16 protein-coding genes are annotated in these 16,731 nt (G+C 71.0%); 2 read left to right on the top strand and 14 right to left on the bottom strand.

Annotation, left to right across the window (positions count from 1 at the left end; genetic code table 11):
* Positions 1-22 precede the first annotated feature (22 nt).
* From rlmD to KA217_01090, 10 genes are all read right to left on the bottom strand, one after another.
* Complete coding sequence (rlmD, locus tag KA217_01135; protein ID MBP7711058.1) at positions 23-1,345, bottom strand: 23S rRNA (uracil(1939)-C(5))-methyltransferase RlmD; 1,323 nt, start codon at positions 1,343-1,345, stop codon at positions 23-25.
* Positions 1,342-2,112, bottom strand: coding sequence for a 3'-5' exonuclease (locus tag KA217_01130; GenBank protein MBP7711057.1), 771 nt, complete (start codon positions 2,110-2,112; stop codon positions 1,342-1,344). Before KA217_01130 ends, rlmD begins: the two co-directional genes overlap by 4 nt.
* A gap of 28 nt (positions 2,113-2,140) precedes the next feature.
* Positions 2,141-3,037 (bottom strand): cysteine synthase CysM, encoded by an 897-nt coding sequence (gene cysM / locus KA217_01125; protein MBP7711056.1) that lies wholly within the window; start codon positions 3,035-3,037, stop codon positions 2,141-2,143.
* Positions 3,034-3,507: a ribosomal protein S18-alanine N-acetyltransferase gene (rimI, locus tag KA217_01120; GenBank protein MBP7711055.1), complete on the bottom strand. Its 474-nt coding sequence runs from the start codon at positions 3,505-3,507 to the stop codon at positions 3,034-3,036. Before rimI ends, cysM begins: the two co-directional genes overlap by 4 nt.
* A 22-nt stretch (positions 3,508-3,529) precedes the next feature.
* Entirely contained in the window at positions 3,530-4,246 is a 717-nt protein-coding gene (locus KA217_01115; GenBank protein MBP7711054.1) for a uracil-DNA glycosylase, read from the bottom strand.
* 13 nt (positions 4,247-4,259) lie between these two features.
* On the bottom strand, positions 4,260-5,795 hold the full coding sequence (locus KA217_01110; GenBank protein MBP7711053.1) for a 2-isopropylmalate synthase: 1,536 nt from the start codon (positions 5,793-5,795) through the stop codon (positions 4,260-4,262).
* A 300-nt stretch (positions 5,796-6,095) separates the two neighbouring features.
* Entirely contained in the window at positions 6,096-6,935 is an 840-nt protein-coding gene (gene pssA / locus KA217_01105; protein ID MBP7711052.1) for a CDP-diacylglycerol--serine O-phosphatidyltransferase, read from the bottom strand.
* A gap of 145 nt (positions 6,936-7,080) precedes the next feature.
* On the bottom strand, positions 7,081-8,097 hold the full coding sequence (ilvC, locus tag KA217_01100) for a ketol-acid reductoisomerase (protein ID MBP7711051.1): 1,017 nt from the start codon (positions 8,095-8,097) through the stop codon (positions 7,081-7,083).
* A gap of 48 nt (positions 8,098-8,145) precedes the next feature.
* Positions 8,146-8,637, bottom strand: coding sequence for an acetolactate synthase small subunit (gene ilvN, locus KA217_01095; protein MBP7711050.1), 492 nt, complete (start codon positions 8,635-8,637; stop codon positions 8,146-8,148).
* A gap of 1 nt (position 8,638) precedes the next feature.
* Positions 8,639-10,366 (bottom strand): acetolactate synthase 3 large subunit, encoded by a 1,728-nt coding sequence (locus tag KA217_01090; GenBank protein ID MBP7711049.1) that lies wholly within the window; start codon positions 10,364-10,366, stop codon positions 8,639-8,641.
* Positions 10,367-10,676: 310 nt separating this feature from the next.
* Here KA217_01090 and KA217_01085 point away from each other — a divergent pair, with 310 nt between their 5' ends.
* Together KA217_01085 and KA217_01080 are read left to right on the top strand one after the other, a co-directional pair.
* The gene (locus KA217_01085; protein ID MBP7711048.1) at positions 10,677-11,147 is read left to right on the top strand and encodes a DUF4124 domain-containing protein; all 471 of its coding nucleotides are present in this window, start codon (positions 10,677-10,679) and stop codon (positions 11,145-11,147) included.
* A 141-nt stretch (positions 11,148-11,288) separates the two neighbouring features.
* The gene (locus KA217_01080) at positions 11,289-13,010 is read left to right on the top strand and encodes a proline--tRNA ligase (protein MBP7711047.1); all 1,722 of its coding nucleotides are present in this window, start codon (positions 11,289-11,291) and stop codon (positions 13,008-13,010) included.
* A 44-nt stretch (positions 13,011-13,054) separates the two neighbouring features.
* Here KA217_01080 and KA217_01075 read toward each other — a convergent pair whose 3' ends face one another.
* The 4 genes from KA217_01075 to KA217_01060 all read right to left on the bottom strand — a co-directional run bounded on the left by KA217_01075 (position 13,055) and on the right by KA217_01060 (position 16,570).
* Positions 13,055-13,720, bottom strand: a complete 666-nt coding sequence (locus KA217_01075; protein MBP7711046.1) for a DUF4398 domain-containing protein — start codon at positions 13,718-13,720, stop codon at positions 13,055-13,057.
* A gap of 122 nt (positions 13,721-13,842) precedes the next feature.
* Positions 13,843-15,051 (bottom strand): tyrosine--tRNA ligase, encoded by a 1,209-nt coding sequence (locus KA217_01070; protein ID MBP7711045.1) that lies wholly within the window; start codon positions 15,049-15,051, stop codon positions 13,843-13,845.
* Between the two features lie 25 nt (positions 15,052-15,076).
* Positions 15,077-15,466 (bottom strand): iron-sulfur cluster insertion protein ErpA, encoded by a 390-nt coding sequence (erpA, locus tag KA217_01065; GenBank protein MBP7711044.1) that lies wholly within the window; start codon positions 15,464-15,466, stop codon positions 15,077-15,079.
* A 72-nt stretch (positions 15,467-15,538) separates the two neighbouring features.
* Complete coding sequence (locus tag KA217_01060; GenBank protein ID MBP7711043.1) at positions 15,539-16,570, bottom strand: N-acetyl-gamma-glutamyl-phosphate reductase; 1,032 nt, start codon at positions 16,568-16,570, stop codon at positions 15,539-15,541.
* Positions 16,571-16,731 lie beyond the last annotated feature (161 nt).

The raw sequence follows: 16,731 nt of genomic DNA, 5'->3' as shown, positions 1-16,731 counted from the left end.
GCGGGCGCTGCGACTCCGCACTTCAGCGCTCGAAGAGCGCGATCGACTCCACGTGGGCGGTGTGGGGAAACATGTCCATCACGCCCGCCCGGGCGAGACGGTAGCCGTGCCGGCGCACCAGTTCCCCGGCGTCCCGGGCCAGCGTCTCGGGGTTGCAAGACACGTACACGAGACGCGCGGGCAACTGCGGGCCAAGACCCTGGATGACCTCCAGGGCCCCGCTGCGCGGGGGGTCCAGGAGCAGTGCGTCGGGCGAGGGGGTGAGCCAGGCCTGGCCCGCGAGGGGCCGGGTCAGGTCCGCAGCGTGGAATTCCACGTTCTCCAGGCCGTTCCTCGCGGCGTTCTCGCGCGCCCGCGCCGCCAGCGTGGGGTCGCCCTCGACCCCCACCACGCGGCCGCTCACCCGGGCGAGCGGGAGGGAGAAGTTTCCGAGGCCGCAGAAGAGATCGAGGACACGGTCGCCCGGCCCCACCCCGAGCAGGTCGAGGGCGAGCCGGACCATGGCGGCGTTGATCCCGGCGTTCACCTGGGTGAAGTCGGTCGGCTGGAAGCGCAGGGTGAGGCCCCACTCCGGCAGCCCGTAGGCGAGGGGGCGAGGGTCGGCGGGCCAGACGGGCCGGACGCTGTCGGGCCCGCCGGGCTGGGCGAGGACCTGCAGCCCGGTCTCCTGGCCCAGGGACCGCAGGACGTCGAGGTCCCCGGGGCCGAGGGGCTGGAGGTGGCGGACCACCACGGCGGCGTCTTCGTCGCCCACGCCCACCTCCACCTGGGGGACCGTGTGCGGGGCGGCGAGCGCCCCGAGCGCACCCCGCAGGGGGTCGAGCACCCCGGGGAGGGGCGCCGCCAGGACCTCGCAGCGGGTCAGCTCCACCAGGCGCTGGCTGCGCCGCTCCCGGAACCCCAGGAGCAGACGCCCCGGCCCCCGCAGGTACCGGACGCTCAGCCTCGCCTTGCGCCGGTAGCCCCAGACCGGACCGGTGAGGGGCGCCAGGACCTCCTCGGGCTCCACCGAGCCGATGTGGGTGAGGCCCTGGATCAGCCGGTCCTGCTTGAAGCGCACCTGGGCGGCAGGCGCCAGGTGCTGCAGCGTGCAGCCCCCGCAGACCCCGAAGTGGGGGCAGCGGGGGACCACCCGGTCGGGGGACGGGTCGAGGACCTCCACCACCTCGCCCTCGTCGAACCGGCCCCGGTGTCGGGTGACGCGCAGGAGCACCTCCTCCCCGGGGAGCGCGCCGTCGACGAACACGACCTTGCCGTCGACGCGGGCGATGCCGTGCCCCTCGTGGGTCAGGTCACCGATGCGGGCCTTCACGGGGGCCGCGGTTGCCCCTCGCGCCCGCGTCACGCCGGCCACGCGCGCAGCAAGGCCTGCAGGTGCGGGCGCTCGTCCCCGGCCAGGGTGTCGCGCACGAGCTGGCACTCGCGGGCGTGGCCCTGGGGGTCGAGGCGCCCGCGCACCAACTCGAGGCGCAGGTAGACGAGGTAGGTGTTGAGGACGTCGAGCTCGCAGTAGTCCCGGATCCCCGCGAGGTCTCCGGCGAGGTAGCGGTCCCAGACCTGGGCCCCGCTCTGCCCCATCTTCCCGGGCAGCCCCAGCAGGGTCGCCACCACCTCGAGGGGCGCCGCGGCCCTGCCCTGGTAGGCCGAGAGGACGTCCATCAGGTCGGTGTGCCGCTGGTGGAAGCGGCTGAGGTAGTTGTTCCAGCGAAAGCCGGGGTCCTCCTCACCCGTCTCCCAGTAACGCGGGGCGGCGACCCCGTGGAGCAGGGAGCGGTAGTGCAGGACCGGCAGGTCGAAGCCGAGCCCGTTCCAGGAGACCAGCGTGGGCGTGTAGCGCTCGATGCCGTCGAAGAAGCGATGCACGAGGTCGCGCTCGGGAGACTCGAGGTCGCCGAGCGACCAGAGCCGGAAACGGTCACGGTCCCGCAGGGCCACCGAGATGGCCACCACCCGGTGCAGGGGGTGGCGCAGGAAATCGCTCCCCGACTCCTGGTGGCGCAGGTGGAACATCGCCCGCCCCACCTGATCGTCCGGGAGCCCCTCGAGCCCGTAGAGCCGGCGCCCGGCGTCCACGTCTGGCACGGTCTCGATGTCGAAGGCGAGAACGTTCATGGCAAGGTCTCAGTCTCAGCCCGCGGACTCAGCCCGCTGGGAACACTCCGGTGGAAAGGTAGCGGTCGCCGCGGTCGCAGACCACGCAGACGATGACCGCCCCCTCGACCTCGGTCCCGAGGCGCAGCGCCGCCGCCACCGCCCCCCCCGAGGACACGCCGGCGAAGATGCCTTCGCGGGCGGCGAGGAGCCGGGTCGTCTCCTCCGCCTCCCTCTGCCCGACGTCCATCACCCGGTCCACCCGGGAGGGCTCGTAGATCGCCGGCAGGTAGGCCTCGGGCCAGCGCCGGATCCCGGGGATCTGGGCCCCCGCGGCCGGCTGGACGCCGATGACCTGGACGGCGGGGCTGCGCTCCTTCAGGTAACGCGAGGTCCCCATGATCGTGCCCGTGGAGCCCATCGTGCTCACGAAGTGCGTGACGCCGCCACCGGTGTCCCGCCAGATCTCGGGGCCGGTGCTCTCGTAGTGGGCGCGGGGGTTGTCGGGGTTGGAGAACTGGTCCAGGACGAGACCCTCCCCCGCCGCCTCGAGGGCGCGCGCGGTGTCGATCGCCTGCTCCATCCCGCCGGCGGCGGGCGTAAGGACGAGCTCGGCGCCGAAGGCCCGCATCACCGCCCGGCGCTCCTCGCTCATGTTCTCCGGCATCACCACGAGCATTCGGTAGCCCCGGGTCGCGGCGACCATCGCGAGTGCGATGCCCGTGTTGCCGCTGGTGGCCTCGATCAGGGTGTCCCCGGGGCGGAGCCGGCCGCGCTGCTCGGCGCGGAGGACCATGGAGAGCGCCGGGCGGTCCTTCACCGAGCCCGCCGGGTTGTTGCCCTCGACCTTCGCCAGGAGCTGGTTGCCGCTCCCCGCCCCGAGCCTCTGCAGGCGCACGAGGGGGGTGTTGCCGACGAAGGATTCGATGGTCGACCGGGTGGTCATGACTCGCGGCCCTCGGGGCCCTCGGTGAATGGGTGCCAGTCGTCGGGGCCCAGGTGCAGGGCCAGGATCAGCGCGTCCTCGCGGCCGTTGGCGGCGGGGTAGTAGCCCCGGCGCATGCCGACCTCGTTGAAACCGGCCTTGCGGTAGAGCGCGAGCGCGGGCCGGTTGGACGGGCGGACCTCGAGCAGCGCGGTGTCCGCGTGGTGCCGGCGGGAGAGCGCCACCAGGTGCGCCAGCAGGCGCGCCCCGTACCCCCGGCGCTGGTGCCCCGGGCTGACGCACACGTTCAGGATGTGGGCCTCGCCGACCGCCATCATCATCACCCCGTAGCCGACCAGCTCCCTGCCCTCCTCGAGCACCCAGCAGCTGTAGCCGACCCGCAGACAGTCCTCGAAGATCCCCCGGGTCCAGGGATGCGAGTAGGCTGCCCGCTCGATGGCGAGGACCGTCTCCAGGTCCGCCTCGCGCATGGGGCGCAGGCCCGCGCGCGGCTCACCCGCTCGCCCGCTCACCCGCCTCCTCGAGCAGCCGCAGCACCAGTCGCAGGTCTTCCCAGGCGCGGCGCTTGTCCGCGGGGTTGCGCAACAGATAGGCCGGGTGGAAGGTGACCACCAACGGCGTGCCCGCCGGACCGTAGGAGTGCGTGCGCCCCCGCAGCGCCTTTAGCGGGGCCTCCACCTTGAGCAGGTTCTGGGCGGCGATGCGCCCGAGGCACAGGATCACCGCAGGGCGCAGCAGGGCGACCTGCCGGTGCAGATACCCCTCGCAGTGTGCCACCTCCTCGGGCCGGGGGTCCCGGTTGTTCGGGGGGCGGCACTTCAGGATGTTGGCGATGAAGACCTGGTCCCGGGACCACCCCACCGCCCGCACCATGGAGGTGAGCAACTGGCCCGCCCGCCCCACGAACGGCAGCCCCTGGCGGTCCTCCTCGGCGCCCGGGGCCTCGCCGACCAACATCCACCGCGCGCCCGGGTCCCCGGCCCCGAAGACCGTCTGGTTGCGGGTCGCCGCGAGGTCGCAGGCCGTGCACGCGCGGACCCTGCGGGCGAGCGCCTCCCAGTCGTCGCCCGCGCAGGGCCCCGGGGCGGGGCCCCCAGCCGGGCCCCCGGCCGGGGACGGCGCCGGAGACCGCGCGAGCGGACCGTCGCCCCGCGGCTCCAGCGCCTGCACGCCGAGCAGCCTCAGATACTCCCTCCGCCGCTCGTCCACGACCGTGCGGCCCCTACAACTGCGGGTGGGTACGCTCGGCCGGGGCCATGATCTTGTTCAGGGCGTGCAGATAGGCCTTCACCGAGGCGACCACGATGTCGGTGTCCGCCCCCTGGCCGTTCACGATCCGCCCGCCCCGCTCGACCCGCACGGTGACCTCGCCCTGGGCGTCGGTGCCGCTGGTGATATTGTTGACCGAATAGAGCTGCAGCGTCGAGCCGCTGTGGAGCACCCCGTCGATCGCCTTGAAAGATGCGTCCACCGGACCGCCGCCGTCCGAGCGCGCCTGCACCTCCTGGCCGTCGACCAGCAGCGTGATGTCGGCGTGGGGCGAGCGCCCCGTCTCCGACACGACCTTGAGCCCCACGAGCCGGAAACGCTCGTGCTCGGACTCGGTGCCGCTGTTGGTCACCAGCGCCTGGAGGTCCTCGTCGTAGATCTCGTGCTTCTTGTCGGCCAGCTCCTTGAAGCGCTCGAAGGCCGCGTTCAATTCGGCGTCGCTCGCGAACACGACGCCGAGCTCCTTGAGCCGCGCCTTGAAGGCGCTGCGGCCCGAGTGCTTGCCGAGCACCATGCGGTTCGCGGACCAGCCCACGTCCTCCGCCCGCATGATCTCGTAGGTCTCCCGGTGCTTCAGCACGCCGTCCTGGTGGATGCCGGACTCGTGGGCGAAGGCATTGGCGCCCACGATGGCCTTGTTCGGCTGCACCGGAAAACCGGTGATGTTCGAGACCAGGCGCGAGCAGTGCACGATCTGCGTGGTATCCAGGCGCACGTCCAGCGGGAAGAGGTCCTGGCGCGTGCGCACGGCCATCACCACCTCCTCGAGCGCGGCGTTGCCCGCCCGCTCTCCCAGGCCGTTGACGGTGCACTCCACCTGACGCGCCCCGTTCGCGACCGCCGAGAGGCTGTTGGCGACGGCAAGGCCGAGGTCGTTGTGGCAGTGGACCGAGAACACCGCCCGGTCCGCGTTCGGCACCCGGGAGCGCAGCTCGCGGATGAGCGCGCCGAACCGATCCGGGGTGTTGTAACCCACCGTGTCCGGGATGTTCACGGTCCGCGCACCGGCGTCGATGACGGCCTCGATCACCCGGCAGAGGAAGTCGGTCTCCGACCGCCCGGCGTCCTCGGGCGAGAACTCCACGTCGTCCGTGTACTGCCGCGCGCGCTTGACCGCCTGCACCGCCTGAGCGAGCACCTGGTCCGGCGTCATGCGCAGCTTGCGCTCCATGTGGATCGGAGAGGTGGCGATGAAGGTGTGGATGCGCGGCGCCGCCGCCTCGCGCAGGGCCTCCGCCGCCCGGTCGATGTCCCGGTCGAGCGCCCGGGCCAACCCGCAGACGCCGCAGTCCCGGACCGCCCGGGCCACCGCCTGCACGGCCTCGAAGTCGCCGACGCTCGCCATCGGGAATCCCGCCTCGATCACGTCCACCCGCATGCGCTCCAGCGCCTTGGCGATGCGGACCTTCTCGTCGCGGGTCATGGAGGCCCCGGGGCTCTGCTCGCCGTCCCGGAGGGTGGTATCGAAGATGATCAGTCTGTCACGCATGGGGTCTGCTCCGTCGGTGCCGCGCCGCCCGGCGGCGCCGGCATGGCATCTCTCCGTCGGCCCGAGCCGGCGGCATCTTGAATCCTGGAATTTTGCGGCCCCCGAAGGGCCGAGGGGAGTGTGCGTGCGCTGCCGTCAGGGCAGCCGCAGTCGCAGCGACAGCAGGACGAGGGCGGTGACGCAGGCCTGGGCGCTCGCAAGGACGCCGCACCGGCGTACCGGTGCCGCGCAGACCGTGCCTGGCTGGCTCCGAATCATCTCCCCGCACCGCATCGAGACCCACGTACGCTGCGAACGATACTATGGCCCGCCCGGCTTGCCAAGCTCGGGAGGCCCTTCCTCCTCCGGCCTCGCCGGAGCCTGCACCTTGCGGGCCGCACGCCGGCGCCGGCGCTGCACCACCGTCACCGCGGGCCCGGACACGGCGTAGGCCAGGAACAGGCCGAAGAGGACGTGGGACGGGTGGATGGAGACGAGCACGAAACCGAGGACGGCGAGGAGCACGCCCACGAAGGGGACCCGCTCCTTCAGGTCCAGCCCGCCCTTGAAGCCCTTCAAATCCAGTCCGCCCTTGAAGCTGTAATAGCGCAGCTTGCTCACCATCAGGACGCCGGACAGCACGGTGAGCACCCAGGTCGCGTAACGCAGCGTCTCGCCCGAGAGCTCCCGGTCGGTCGCGAACCAGACCAGGCCCGCGACGATGGCCGCTGCCGACGGGCTCGGCAGGCCCTGGAAGTAGCGCTTGTCGGCGACCCCCACCTGGGTGTTGAAGCGGGCGAGCCGGAGCGCGGCGCCGACCGTGTACACGAACGCGGCGAGCCAGCCGAGCTTGCCGAGGGACTGCAGCGACCACTCGTAGGCCACCAGCGCCGGGGCGACCCCGAAGGACACCATGTCCGAGAGGCTGTCGTACTCGGTGCCGAAGGCCGTCTGGGTGTGGGTGAGACGGGCCACCCGGCCGTCGAGGCCGTCGAGCAGCATGGCCACGAAGACCGCCACCGCGGCGGCCTCGAATCGCTCCCCCATCGCGGCCACGACTGCGTAGAAGCCCGCGAACAGGGCTGCGGTGGTGAACAGGTTCGGCAACAGGTAGATCCCGCGCCGGCGCCGGTCCTGCGGGACGATGGGGTGGCTGTCCAACGCTGAGGCCCCTGCTCTTTCGCCTGGAAGGCTGGGTGCGCCCCGGAGGGCACGGAGTACACCAGGAAGAGGGTATCAGGAAATCCGGACCCCGCTCACCCCCGGCGTGCTCCGTGGCCCCTGGGGCCACGGTCCGCTCGCCGCCTCAGTTCCTGCTGCGGTCCACCAGCTTGTGGGCCTTGATCCAGGGCATCATGTCCCGCAGCTTGGCGCCGACCTCTTCCACCGGGTGGGCCTGCGTGAGACGGCGCATCGCCTTCAGGCTCGCCGCGCCCGCCTGGTTCTCGAGGATGAACTCGCGGGCGAACTGCCCCGTCTGGATCTCCTGCAGGATCTTGCGCATCTCCGCCCGCGTCTCGTCGGTCACGATGCGCGGGCCGCGCGTCAGGTCACCGTACTCGGCGGTGTTCGAGACCGAGTACCGCATGTTGGCGATGCCGCCCTCGTAGATCAGGTCCACGATCAGCTTCACCTCGTGCACGCACTCGAAGTAGGCCATCTCGGGGGCATAACCCGCGTCGACCAGCGTCTCGAAGCCCGCCTGGATGAGGGCGGTCAACCCGCCGCAGAGCACGACCTGCTCACCGAACAGGTCCGTCTCGCACTCCTCGCGGAAGGTCGTCTCGATGACCCCTGCCCGCCCGGCGCCGTTCGCCGAGGCGTAGGAAAGGGCGATGTCCCGCGCCTTGCCGCTCGCGTCCTGATAGACCGCGATGAGCGAGGGCACGCCGCCGCCCTCGGTGTAGGTGGAGCGCACCAGGTGGCCGGGGCCCTTCGGCGCGATCATGATGACGTCCACGTCGGCGGGCGGATCGATCTGCTGGAAGTGGATGTTGAACCCGTGCGCGAACGCGAGCGCCGCGCCCTTCTTCAGGTGCGGGCCGATCTCCTCGCGGTACACCTTCGCCTGGAACTCGTCGGGCACCAGGATCATCACGACGTCCGCGCCCGCGACCGCCTCGGGAACCGGCTTCACCGCAAAACCCGCGTTGCGCGCCTTGGCCTCCGCGGCCGAGCCGGCACGCTCGCTCACCACCACGTCGACACCCGAATCCTTCAGATTGTTGGCGTGTGCGTGGCCCTGGGAGCCGTACCCGATGATCGCCACCTTCTTGCCGCGGATGATCGACAGGTCGGCATCCTTATCGTAATAGATCTTCATAGCTGTCCCCTTAAAAAGTTCACTCCGCCACGGTTCGAAAGCCTTCCGTCACGCACGCAGGCACCGCTCGCCCCTGGCGATCCCAGACACCCCGGAACGTACGACCTCCACGATGTGTTTCGGTCCGACCGCGGCGATGAAGGCGTCGAGCTTGTCGCTCGAGCCAGTCAATTCGATGGTGTAGGTCGCGTCCGTCACGTCGACGATGCGCCCGCGAAAGATGTCCGCCAGCCGCTTCAATTCGTCGCGCTCGACGTCGACCGCACGGGCCTTGAGCAGCATCAGCTCGCGCTCCAGGTGCGGCCCCTCGGTCAGGTCCGCGAGCTTGACGACGTCCACCAGCTTGTTCAACTGCTTGGTGATCTGCTCCACGATCTCGTCACTGCCCCGGGTGACGAGCGTCATGCGGGACAGGGAAGGGTCTTCGGTCGGCGCGACCGTGAGCGATTCGATGTTGTAACCGCGCGCGGAGAACAGCCCCGCGATCCGCGACAGGGCGCCGGACTCGTTCTCCACCAGGATCGAAATGATGTGTCGCATGTCAGGCGAGCTCCCGCTCGGCGGAAAGGTGGGGCGGGAGCCGCATCTGGTCCTGGCCCTTGCCCGCTTCGATCATTGGGTACACGTTCTCGGTGGGGTCCGTCATGACGTCGAGGAACACCAGCCGGTCGCTGGCCATGGCCTCACGGAGGGCCGGCTCGACCCGGTCCGGGCGGTCGACCCGGACCCCGACGTGCCCGTAGGCCTCCGCGAGCTTCACGAAATCCGGCAGCGCCTCCAGGTAGGTGTGCGAGTACCGGCTCTCGTAAAAGAATTCCTGCCACTGGCGGACCATGCCCATGTAACGGTTGTTCAGGTTCACGATCTTCAGGGGCAACTTGTACTGGAAGGCCGTGGACAGTTCCTGGATGCACATCTGGATGCTCGCGTCGCCCGTGACGCAGACGACCGGCGCGTCGGGGAACGCCAGCTTCACCCCGATGGCGGCCGGCAGGCCGAACCCCATGGTCCCGAGCCCCCCCGAATTGATCCAGCGCCGCGGCTTGTCGAACTTATAATACTGCGCGACCCACATCTGGTGCTGCCCCACGTCCGAGGTGACGTAGGCGCCGCCCCCCGTGACCCGGTAGAGGGTCTCCACCACGGACTGCGGCTTGATGCGGTCGAGGGAGGGCGTGTACTCGAGGCAGCGCAGGGCGCGCCACTTCTCGATCCGCTCCCACCACTCGGCCAGCGCCCTCGCGTCGGGGCGCACCTCGCCTCCCTTCACCAGGTCGATCATCTCGCGCAGCACGTGCTGCACCGTGCCGACGATGGGCACGTCCACCCGCACGTTCTTCGCAATCGAGGACGGGTCCACGTCCACGTGGATGATCTGGGCGTGGGGGCAGAACTGCTCGGTGCTCCCCGTCACGCGATCGTCGAACCGCGCCCCCACGGCGAGCAGGACGTCGCACTCGTGCATTGCCATGTTGGCTTCGTAGGTGCCGTGCATGCCGAGCATTCCGAGGAACTGCCGGTCCGTGCCCGGGTAGGCCCCGAGACCCATCAGCGTGTTCGTGATCGGGTAGCCGAGCAGGCGGGTCAGCTCGGTGAGTTCGCCCGACCCGTTGCCGAGGACGACGCCACCCCCGCTGTAGATCATGGGACGCTTGGCGCCGAGGAGGAGGTCCGTCGCCCGCTTGATCTGCTTGCTGTGGCCCTTGACGGTGGGATTGTAGGAGCGCACGTGGACCTTCCTCGGGTACACGTAGGGCACCTTGACCCGCGGGTCCGTGACGTCCTTGGGGATGTCCACGACCACCGGCCCCGGCCGTCCCGTGGAGGCCAGGTAGAAGGCGCGCTTCAGCGTCTCGGCGAGGTCCCGCACGTCCTTCACGAGGAAGTTGTGCTTCACGCACGGCCGCGTGATGCCGACCGTGTCGACCTCCTGGAAGGCGTCGCTGCCGATCCAGGGCGTCGGCACCTGACCGGTCAGGACCACCAGCGGAATCGAGTCCATGAAGGCCGTGGCGATGCCGGTGACGGCGTTCGTGGAGCCCGGACCGGAGGTGACGAGGGCCACGCCCGTGCGCCCGGTCGCGCGCGCGTACCCGTCGGCGGCGTGCGTCGCGCCCTGCTCGTGACGGACCAGCACGTGCTTGACGGCGTCCTGCTTGTAGATCTCGTCGTAGATGTGCAGTACGGCCCCCCCGGGGTACCCGAAGATGCATTCCACGCCCTCGTCCTTGAGGAATTGCACGATGATCTGCCCGCCACTGAGCTCCACGGTTCGCCTCCGGATGGGGAACAACGCCACGGCCGCCCGCAAGCCCTCGGGGCGACAATCAGGCAAAGCTAATACGTCCTCGGGAGGGTAAGCCGCGCGGCCGGCGCCACGCAAGCCCCCTGCCGTGCGCGGCTTTTCCCGCCCCGTCAGGGCCTTCTCCGCAACCCGAGGGCTCCCGTGCGTGTCGGCCCGCACAGTCCCGGTCCGCGATTGTGACGATCTTCGCGCTGCCGGAACGGAGACCGCGGCCGGGGATGATCGGGCGTGCGCCGGGGGCTATAATTGCCACAGGATCCACGGGGCAGGACTGATGAAAGGAATCGGGCGCGTCCTCGTGCTCACGGTCGCGGCCACGGCACCCGCCCTCACGGCGGCGGCCCAGGTCTACCGTTGGGTGGACAGCGCGGGGACCGTGCAGTACTCGGAGCGCGTCCCCGCGGGCGTGCACGCCGAGCCCGTTCCCCTGTACTACGCCCCCGCGAGCCAGAACCAGGCGAGCGAGGAACTGAAGCGCCTGCGCGAGCGCTCCGGCCTCGGGGGCGCCTCCGCCCCGCCCGGCGTGCCCACCCAGCCCTCGGCCGACCGCAAGGCCGAGCAGGAACGGCAGCAGGCCGAGAACTGCCGCGTCGCCCGGGAGAACCTGCGCGTGCTCGAGACCGCCCAGCGCGTCTGGTCCAAGGATGCCCAGGGCAACGACGTGCGCCTGGACGACGACCAGAAGCAGGCGCGGCTCGAGGAGACGCGGCGCCAGGTCCAGCAGTACTGCGGCCCGTCGCCGTAGCCCGCCTGCGCCGCGCGCCCGCGCGGCTCCCCTCGCTGGAACGCCTCCACGAGCGCCCCCCGGGCGTCCCGGGGCCGTGGACGCCAGACCCCCCGCTTTTCCGGTAGACTCGCGGGTCCTCGAACGGGAGAGACCCTAGCCATGCGCGCCAGCCGACTGTTGCTCGCCACCGTCAAGGAGACCCCGGCGGACGCCGAGGTCGTCAGCCACCAGTTGATGATCCGGGCGGGGATGATCCGCAAGCTCGCGGCCGGCCTCTACACCTGGCTGCCGCTCGGGCTTCGCGTGCTGCGCAAGGTCGAGGCGGTGGTGCGCGAGGAGATGGACCGCGCCGGCGCCCAGGAGGTGCTGATGCCCGCGGTGCAGCCCGCCGAGCTCTGGCAGGAGTCGAAGCGCTGGGACTTCTACGGCTCCGAGCTCCTGCGCCTGAAGGACCGCCACGAGCGGGAGTTCTGCTTCGGTCCGACCCACGAAGAGGTCATCACCGACCTCGTCCGCCGCGAGGTGCGCAGCTACAAGCAGCTGCCGGCGAACTTCTACCAGATCCAGACGAAATTCCGGGACGAGGTCCGGCCGCGTTTCGGCGTCATGCGGGCCCGGGAGTTCCTGATGAAGGACGCCTACTCCTTCCACCTGGATCAGGCCTCGCTCGACGAGACCTACCGGGTGATGTACGAGGCCTATTCGCGGATCTTCCGGCGTATCGGCCTGGAATTCCGCCCGGTGCGGGCGGACACCGGGGCGATCGGCGGCAACCTCTCCCACGAGTTCCACGTGCTGGCCGACTCCGGGGAGGACGCCATCGCCTTCTCCGACGGGAGTGACTACGCAGCCAACGTGGAGCTGGCCGAGGCCCTTCCTGCCGGCGGGCCGCGTCCGGAGCCCACCCGGCCCATGGCCGTCGTGGAGACCCCGGCCCAGCGCACCATCGACGAGGTGAGCGCGTTCCTCGGCGTACCGCCCTCGCGCACGCTGAAGACGCTGATCGTGGACGGCGCCGACGGCGGGCTCGTCGCCCTGGTCCTGCGGGGCGACCACGCCCTGAACGAGGTGAAGGCCGCGAAGCTCCCCGAGGTGGCGCGCCCCCTCACCTTCGCGGCCGCGGAGCGGGTGCGGGAGGTGGTGGGCTGCGAGGTGGGGTCGATCGGGCCGATCGCGCTGCCGGTCGCCCTGGTCGTGGACCACGCGGCCGCCGCCGTGAGCGACTTCGTGTGCGGGGCGAACGCGGACGGCCAGCACCTCGTGGGCGTGAACTGGGGCCGGGACCTTCCCGAGCCCGCGACCGCAGACCTGCGCAACGTCGTCCCCGGCGACCCGAGCCCGGACGGGCGCGGCACGCTCTCCATCGCGCGGGGTATCGAGGTCGGGCACATCTTCCAGCTCGGCACGAAGTACAGCGAGGCGATGAAGGCCGAGGCCCTCGACGAGGAAGGCCGGCCGGTCACCCTCATCATGGGCTGCTACGGGATCGGGGTGTCCCGCGTGGTCGCCGCGGCCATCGAGCAGAACCACGACGACAACGGGATCGTCTGGCCGGAGGCCATCGCCCCCTACGCGGTGGCACTCCTACCCATGAACATGCAGAAGTCCATGCGCGTCGCCGAGGCTGCGGAGCGCCTCTACGCCGAGTTGCAGGCCGCCGGCGTCGAGGTGCTCTTCGACGACCGCCCGGTGCGCGCCGGCGTCATGTTCGCGGACATGGATCTCATCGGTGTCCCCCACCGGCTGGTGGTGGGCGAGCGGGGGCTCGACGCGGGGACGGTGGAGTACAAGGGCCGGCGGGACCAGGACAGCACCCAGGTCCCCCTGGCCGGTGTGGCCGCCTTCCTTCGCGAGCGCCTGGCCGGCGCCCGAACGGGCTGAGGGTCCGCGGGGGCGCGGTCAGGGGCCCGGCCGGAGGCTGGCGCCTACCGCGCTGGGCTGCCCTTGCGCCGGCTGCCCCGCAGCGGCGGAACACTGGCGTCCAGCGCGCGCGCCGATTCGTAGGCCCGGCGGCCTTCGTTGCCGTGGTAGGCCGCACGTGCCGCGGAGTAGCGCTCGAGGTCCTCGGGCGACATCGCCGAGACCCGCTTCTCGAGCCCGGCAAGCAGGTCCCGGGCACTGTCCAGATAGTGCTGGTTGAGGTCAGCCTCGGCCGCCGTCCGTGCCCGCTCGGCCAGCTCGGTCGCCTCGGTTGCGCGGCCACCCGCCGCGGCCCGCCGGGCCTCCTCCAGGTCCGCCCGGGCCTGGGGCACCGGGACGCCCGCGCGGTCGGCCCCCTCCAGGGAGGCCTGTGCGGCGCGCAGGGACAGGGCGAGGCGGCGGGCGGCGCTCGCTCCCTCCCGGGCCGCCAGGGCCTCGGTGCGGGCCTCCGGATAGTCATAGGACTTGATCGCGCGCTCGGCCTTCACCAGCCGGCCCTCGGCCTGGTCGAGCGCCGACCGGGCGTAGCTACCCGCGCCGGCCTCGCGCGCGGCCTGCACGGCCTGGCGGGCGTCGGACATCTCCTGGATGGGGGGCACGTGGGAGCACGCGCCGAGGAGCCCGAGAGCGAGGGTCGGGACGGCCAGCCATGCAACGCGCGCTCTTCTCATGGGGGTAGTCGGGGCCGGACCGGTAACCGGGCGCCGCACGCAACGGGGCGTGCAACTGGCCCGGACCGTAGCACCGGCCTTTCCGGGGTGTCAAGGCAACCGGGCCGGGGGGTTGAAGCCCGTCAGGCGACCACCGACACCCGGGCGAATTTGCGCTTGCCGACCTGGTAGACGTGGGTCGTGCCGGAGGAGACCTCGAGGTGGGGGTCCTCGACCCGCTCCCCGTCGATGCGGACCGCACCCTGGCGGACCATGCGCATGGCCTCCGAGGTGCTCGCCGCGAGGTCGGCCGCCTTCAGGAGGTTGCCGATCGGGAGCTTCCCGGCGGGGGCCTCGACCTGCCGCTCCGGCACCTCCTCCGGGATCTCCCGCTGCCGGAAACGCCGCTCGAAGTCCTCCAGCGCCGCCCGCGCGGCGGCCGCGCCGCGATAGCGGCCCACCAGCTCTTGCGCCAGGCGCACCTTCACGTCGCGGGGGTTCGTCTCCCCGGCTTCGGCCTGGGCCCGCAGCCGCGCCTGCTCGGCGGCGCTGGTGTCGAGCGAGAGCAGCTCGAAGTAGCGCCACATCAGGGTGTCGGAGACCGACATCAGCTTGCCGAACATCTCCGCCGGCGGCTCGTCGATCCCGACGTAGTTGCCGAGGGACTTCGACATCTTCTGCACGCCGTCCAACCCCTCGAGCAGAGGCATCGTGACGACGACCTGGGGCTCCTGCCCGTACGCCTCCTGGAGCTGGCGTCCCACCAGGAGGTTGAACTTCTGGTCCGTGCCCCCGAGCTCCACGTCGGCCCGCAGGGCCACCGAGTCGTACCCCTGGACCAGGGGGTAGAGGAATTCGTGGATCGCGATGGGCTGCCCGGAGCCGTAGCGCTTCGCGAAATCGTCGCGCTCGAGCATGCGGGCGACGGTCTGCCGGGCCGCGAGCTGAATCAACTCCGCGGCGCTCATCTCGCCCATCCAGCTCGAGTTGAAGACCACCAGCGTGCGCTCGGGGTCCAGGACCTTGAAGATCTGCTGCTCGTAGGTCCTCGCGTTCTCGAGGACTTCCTCCCGCGTGAGCGCCTTGCGCGTGGCGCTCTTGCCCGTCGGGTCACCGATCATCCCGGTGAAATCGCCGATGAGGAAGAGCGCCTCGTGGCCGAGCTCCTGGAACTGGCGCAGCTTCGTCAGCAGGACGGTGTGCCCCAGATGCAGGTCGGGGGCGGTGGGGTCGAATCCGGCCTTCACCCGCAGCGGCCGGCCGGTCGCGAGCTTCTTCTTCAGGTCCTGCTCCAGCAGGACCTCGACGGTTCCGCGCTTGAGCGCCTCGAACGATTCCAGAGCGTCGGTCACGGTCGCCCCCCCCGGGGAAGTCCCCTCAGCCGCAGCCCGAGGACCCGCAGCCCGAGGACCCACAGCCGCCCCCCGCCGACGAGCCGCAGCCGCAGCCGCTCGCCACGTTGGGGTTGCGGATGACGAACTGGGCCCCCTGGATGCCCTCGACGAAGTCGATCTCGGCGCCCATCAGGTACTGGACGCTCATCGGGTCGACGAGCAGCCGGACGCCTTCGGTGTCGACCACCGTGTCGCCCTCCTCCACCGACTCGTCGAAGGTGAAGCCGTACTGGAACCCCGAGCAACCCCCGCCCTGCACGAAGATGCGCAGCATCAGCAGGTCGTTGCCCTCATCGGTGATCAGCTCGCGCACCTTCTTCGCGGCGCTGGACGTCAACACCAGCGGGCTGTCCTCGGTAGCGACTTGGCTCATGGTCCCATCCTCGTGAACGGTCGGTCGGCTTTTATACGATTCCCCACAACCTGAGTCAACTTTTGCCTGGACTCAGGGCATCACCGCCACCAGGTCCAATCCGGTGGTCTCCGGGATCCCGAGCATCAGGTTCATGTTGTGGACCGCCTGGGCCGCAGCGCCGCGCCCGAGATTGTCGATGACCGACAGCACCACCACGGTGTCGCCCCCCTGGGGCCGGTGCGCGGCGATGCGGCACACGTTGGTGCCGCGCACGCTGCGCGTCTCCGGGTGCCCCCCCTCCGGAAGGACGTCGACGAAGGGCTCCCCGGCGTAGCGCTCCTGGAACAGGGCCTGCAGGTCCCAGCCGCCCCCGAGGGCGAACGCGTACAGGGTCGCGTGGATCCCCCGAATCATGGGGGTCAGGTGGGGCACGAAGGTGAGCCCCACCGGCCGTCCGGCCGCCCGCGCCAGCCCCTGGCGGATCTCCGGCAGGTGCCGGTGCCCGGGAACGGCGTAGGCCTTCATGCTCTCGCTCGCCTCGCACAGGAGCGAGCCCATGGTGGCCTTGCGCCCGGCCCCGCTGACACCGGATTTCGCGTCGGCGACCAGCCGGTCGAGGTCCACCAGGCCCCGCTCGACGAGGGGCAGGAAACCCAGCTGGACCGCCGTGGGGTAGCAACCGGGGTTCGCCACCAGGCGGGCGCGACGGATGGCGTCGCGGTTGACCTCCGGCAGCCCGTACACGGCCTCCTCGAGGAGGTCCAGGGCACCGTGCGGCGTGCCGTACCAGCGTTCCCACACCGCGGGGTCCTGCAGCCGGAAGTCGGCCGCGAGGTCGATCACCCGCACGCCCGCCTCCAGGAGCTCCTGCGCCATTCCCATCGCCGTACCGTTCGGCGTGGCGAAGAACACCACCCCGCAGGCCGCCAGCGCGGCCGGGTCCGGGGCCGTGAAGACGAGGTCGGTCCAGCCCCGCAGGCTCGGGAACAGGTCGGCGACCGCGGTTCCCGCCTCACCACGCGAGGTGATGACCGCGAGCTCCACCTCGGGGTGCCGCACCAGCAGCCGCAGCAGCTCGACCCCGGTGTAGCCGGTGCCGCCCACCACTCCCACCCTGATCATCGAGTCCCGTCCCTCCCGCATCGAGCCCGCGCGGGGCGCGGATAACAAAAAAGCGGCAAACGCCGCTTCGAAGCGATACACGAGCTCTTATTGTTGTAGTGCTCTCGCGAACGTTAGGCCACCCTGCGTGGCGCTGTCAACGGGCGGCGGGCGCCAGCTGA

Source organism: Gammaproteobacteria bacterium (assembly GCA_017999615.1).
In the GTDB taxonomy this organism is placed as follows: Bacteria; Pseudomonadota; Gammaproteobacteria; order JAABTG01; family JAABTG01; genus JAGNLM01.
The sequence above is the reverse complement of the archived record's forward strand: the minus strand, read 5'-3'. Positions and strand labels throughout refer to the sequence as shown.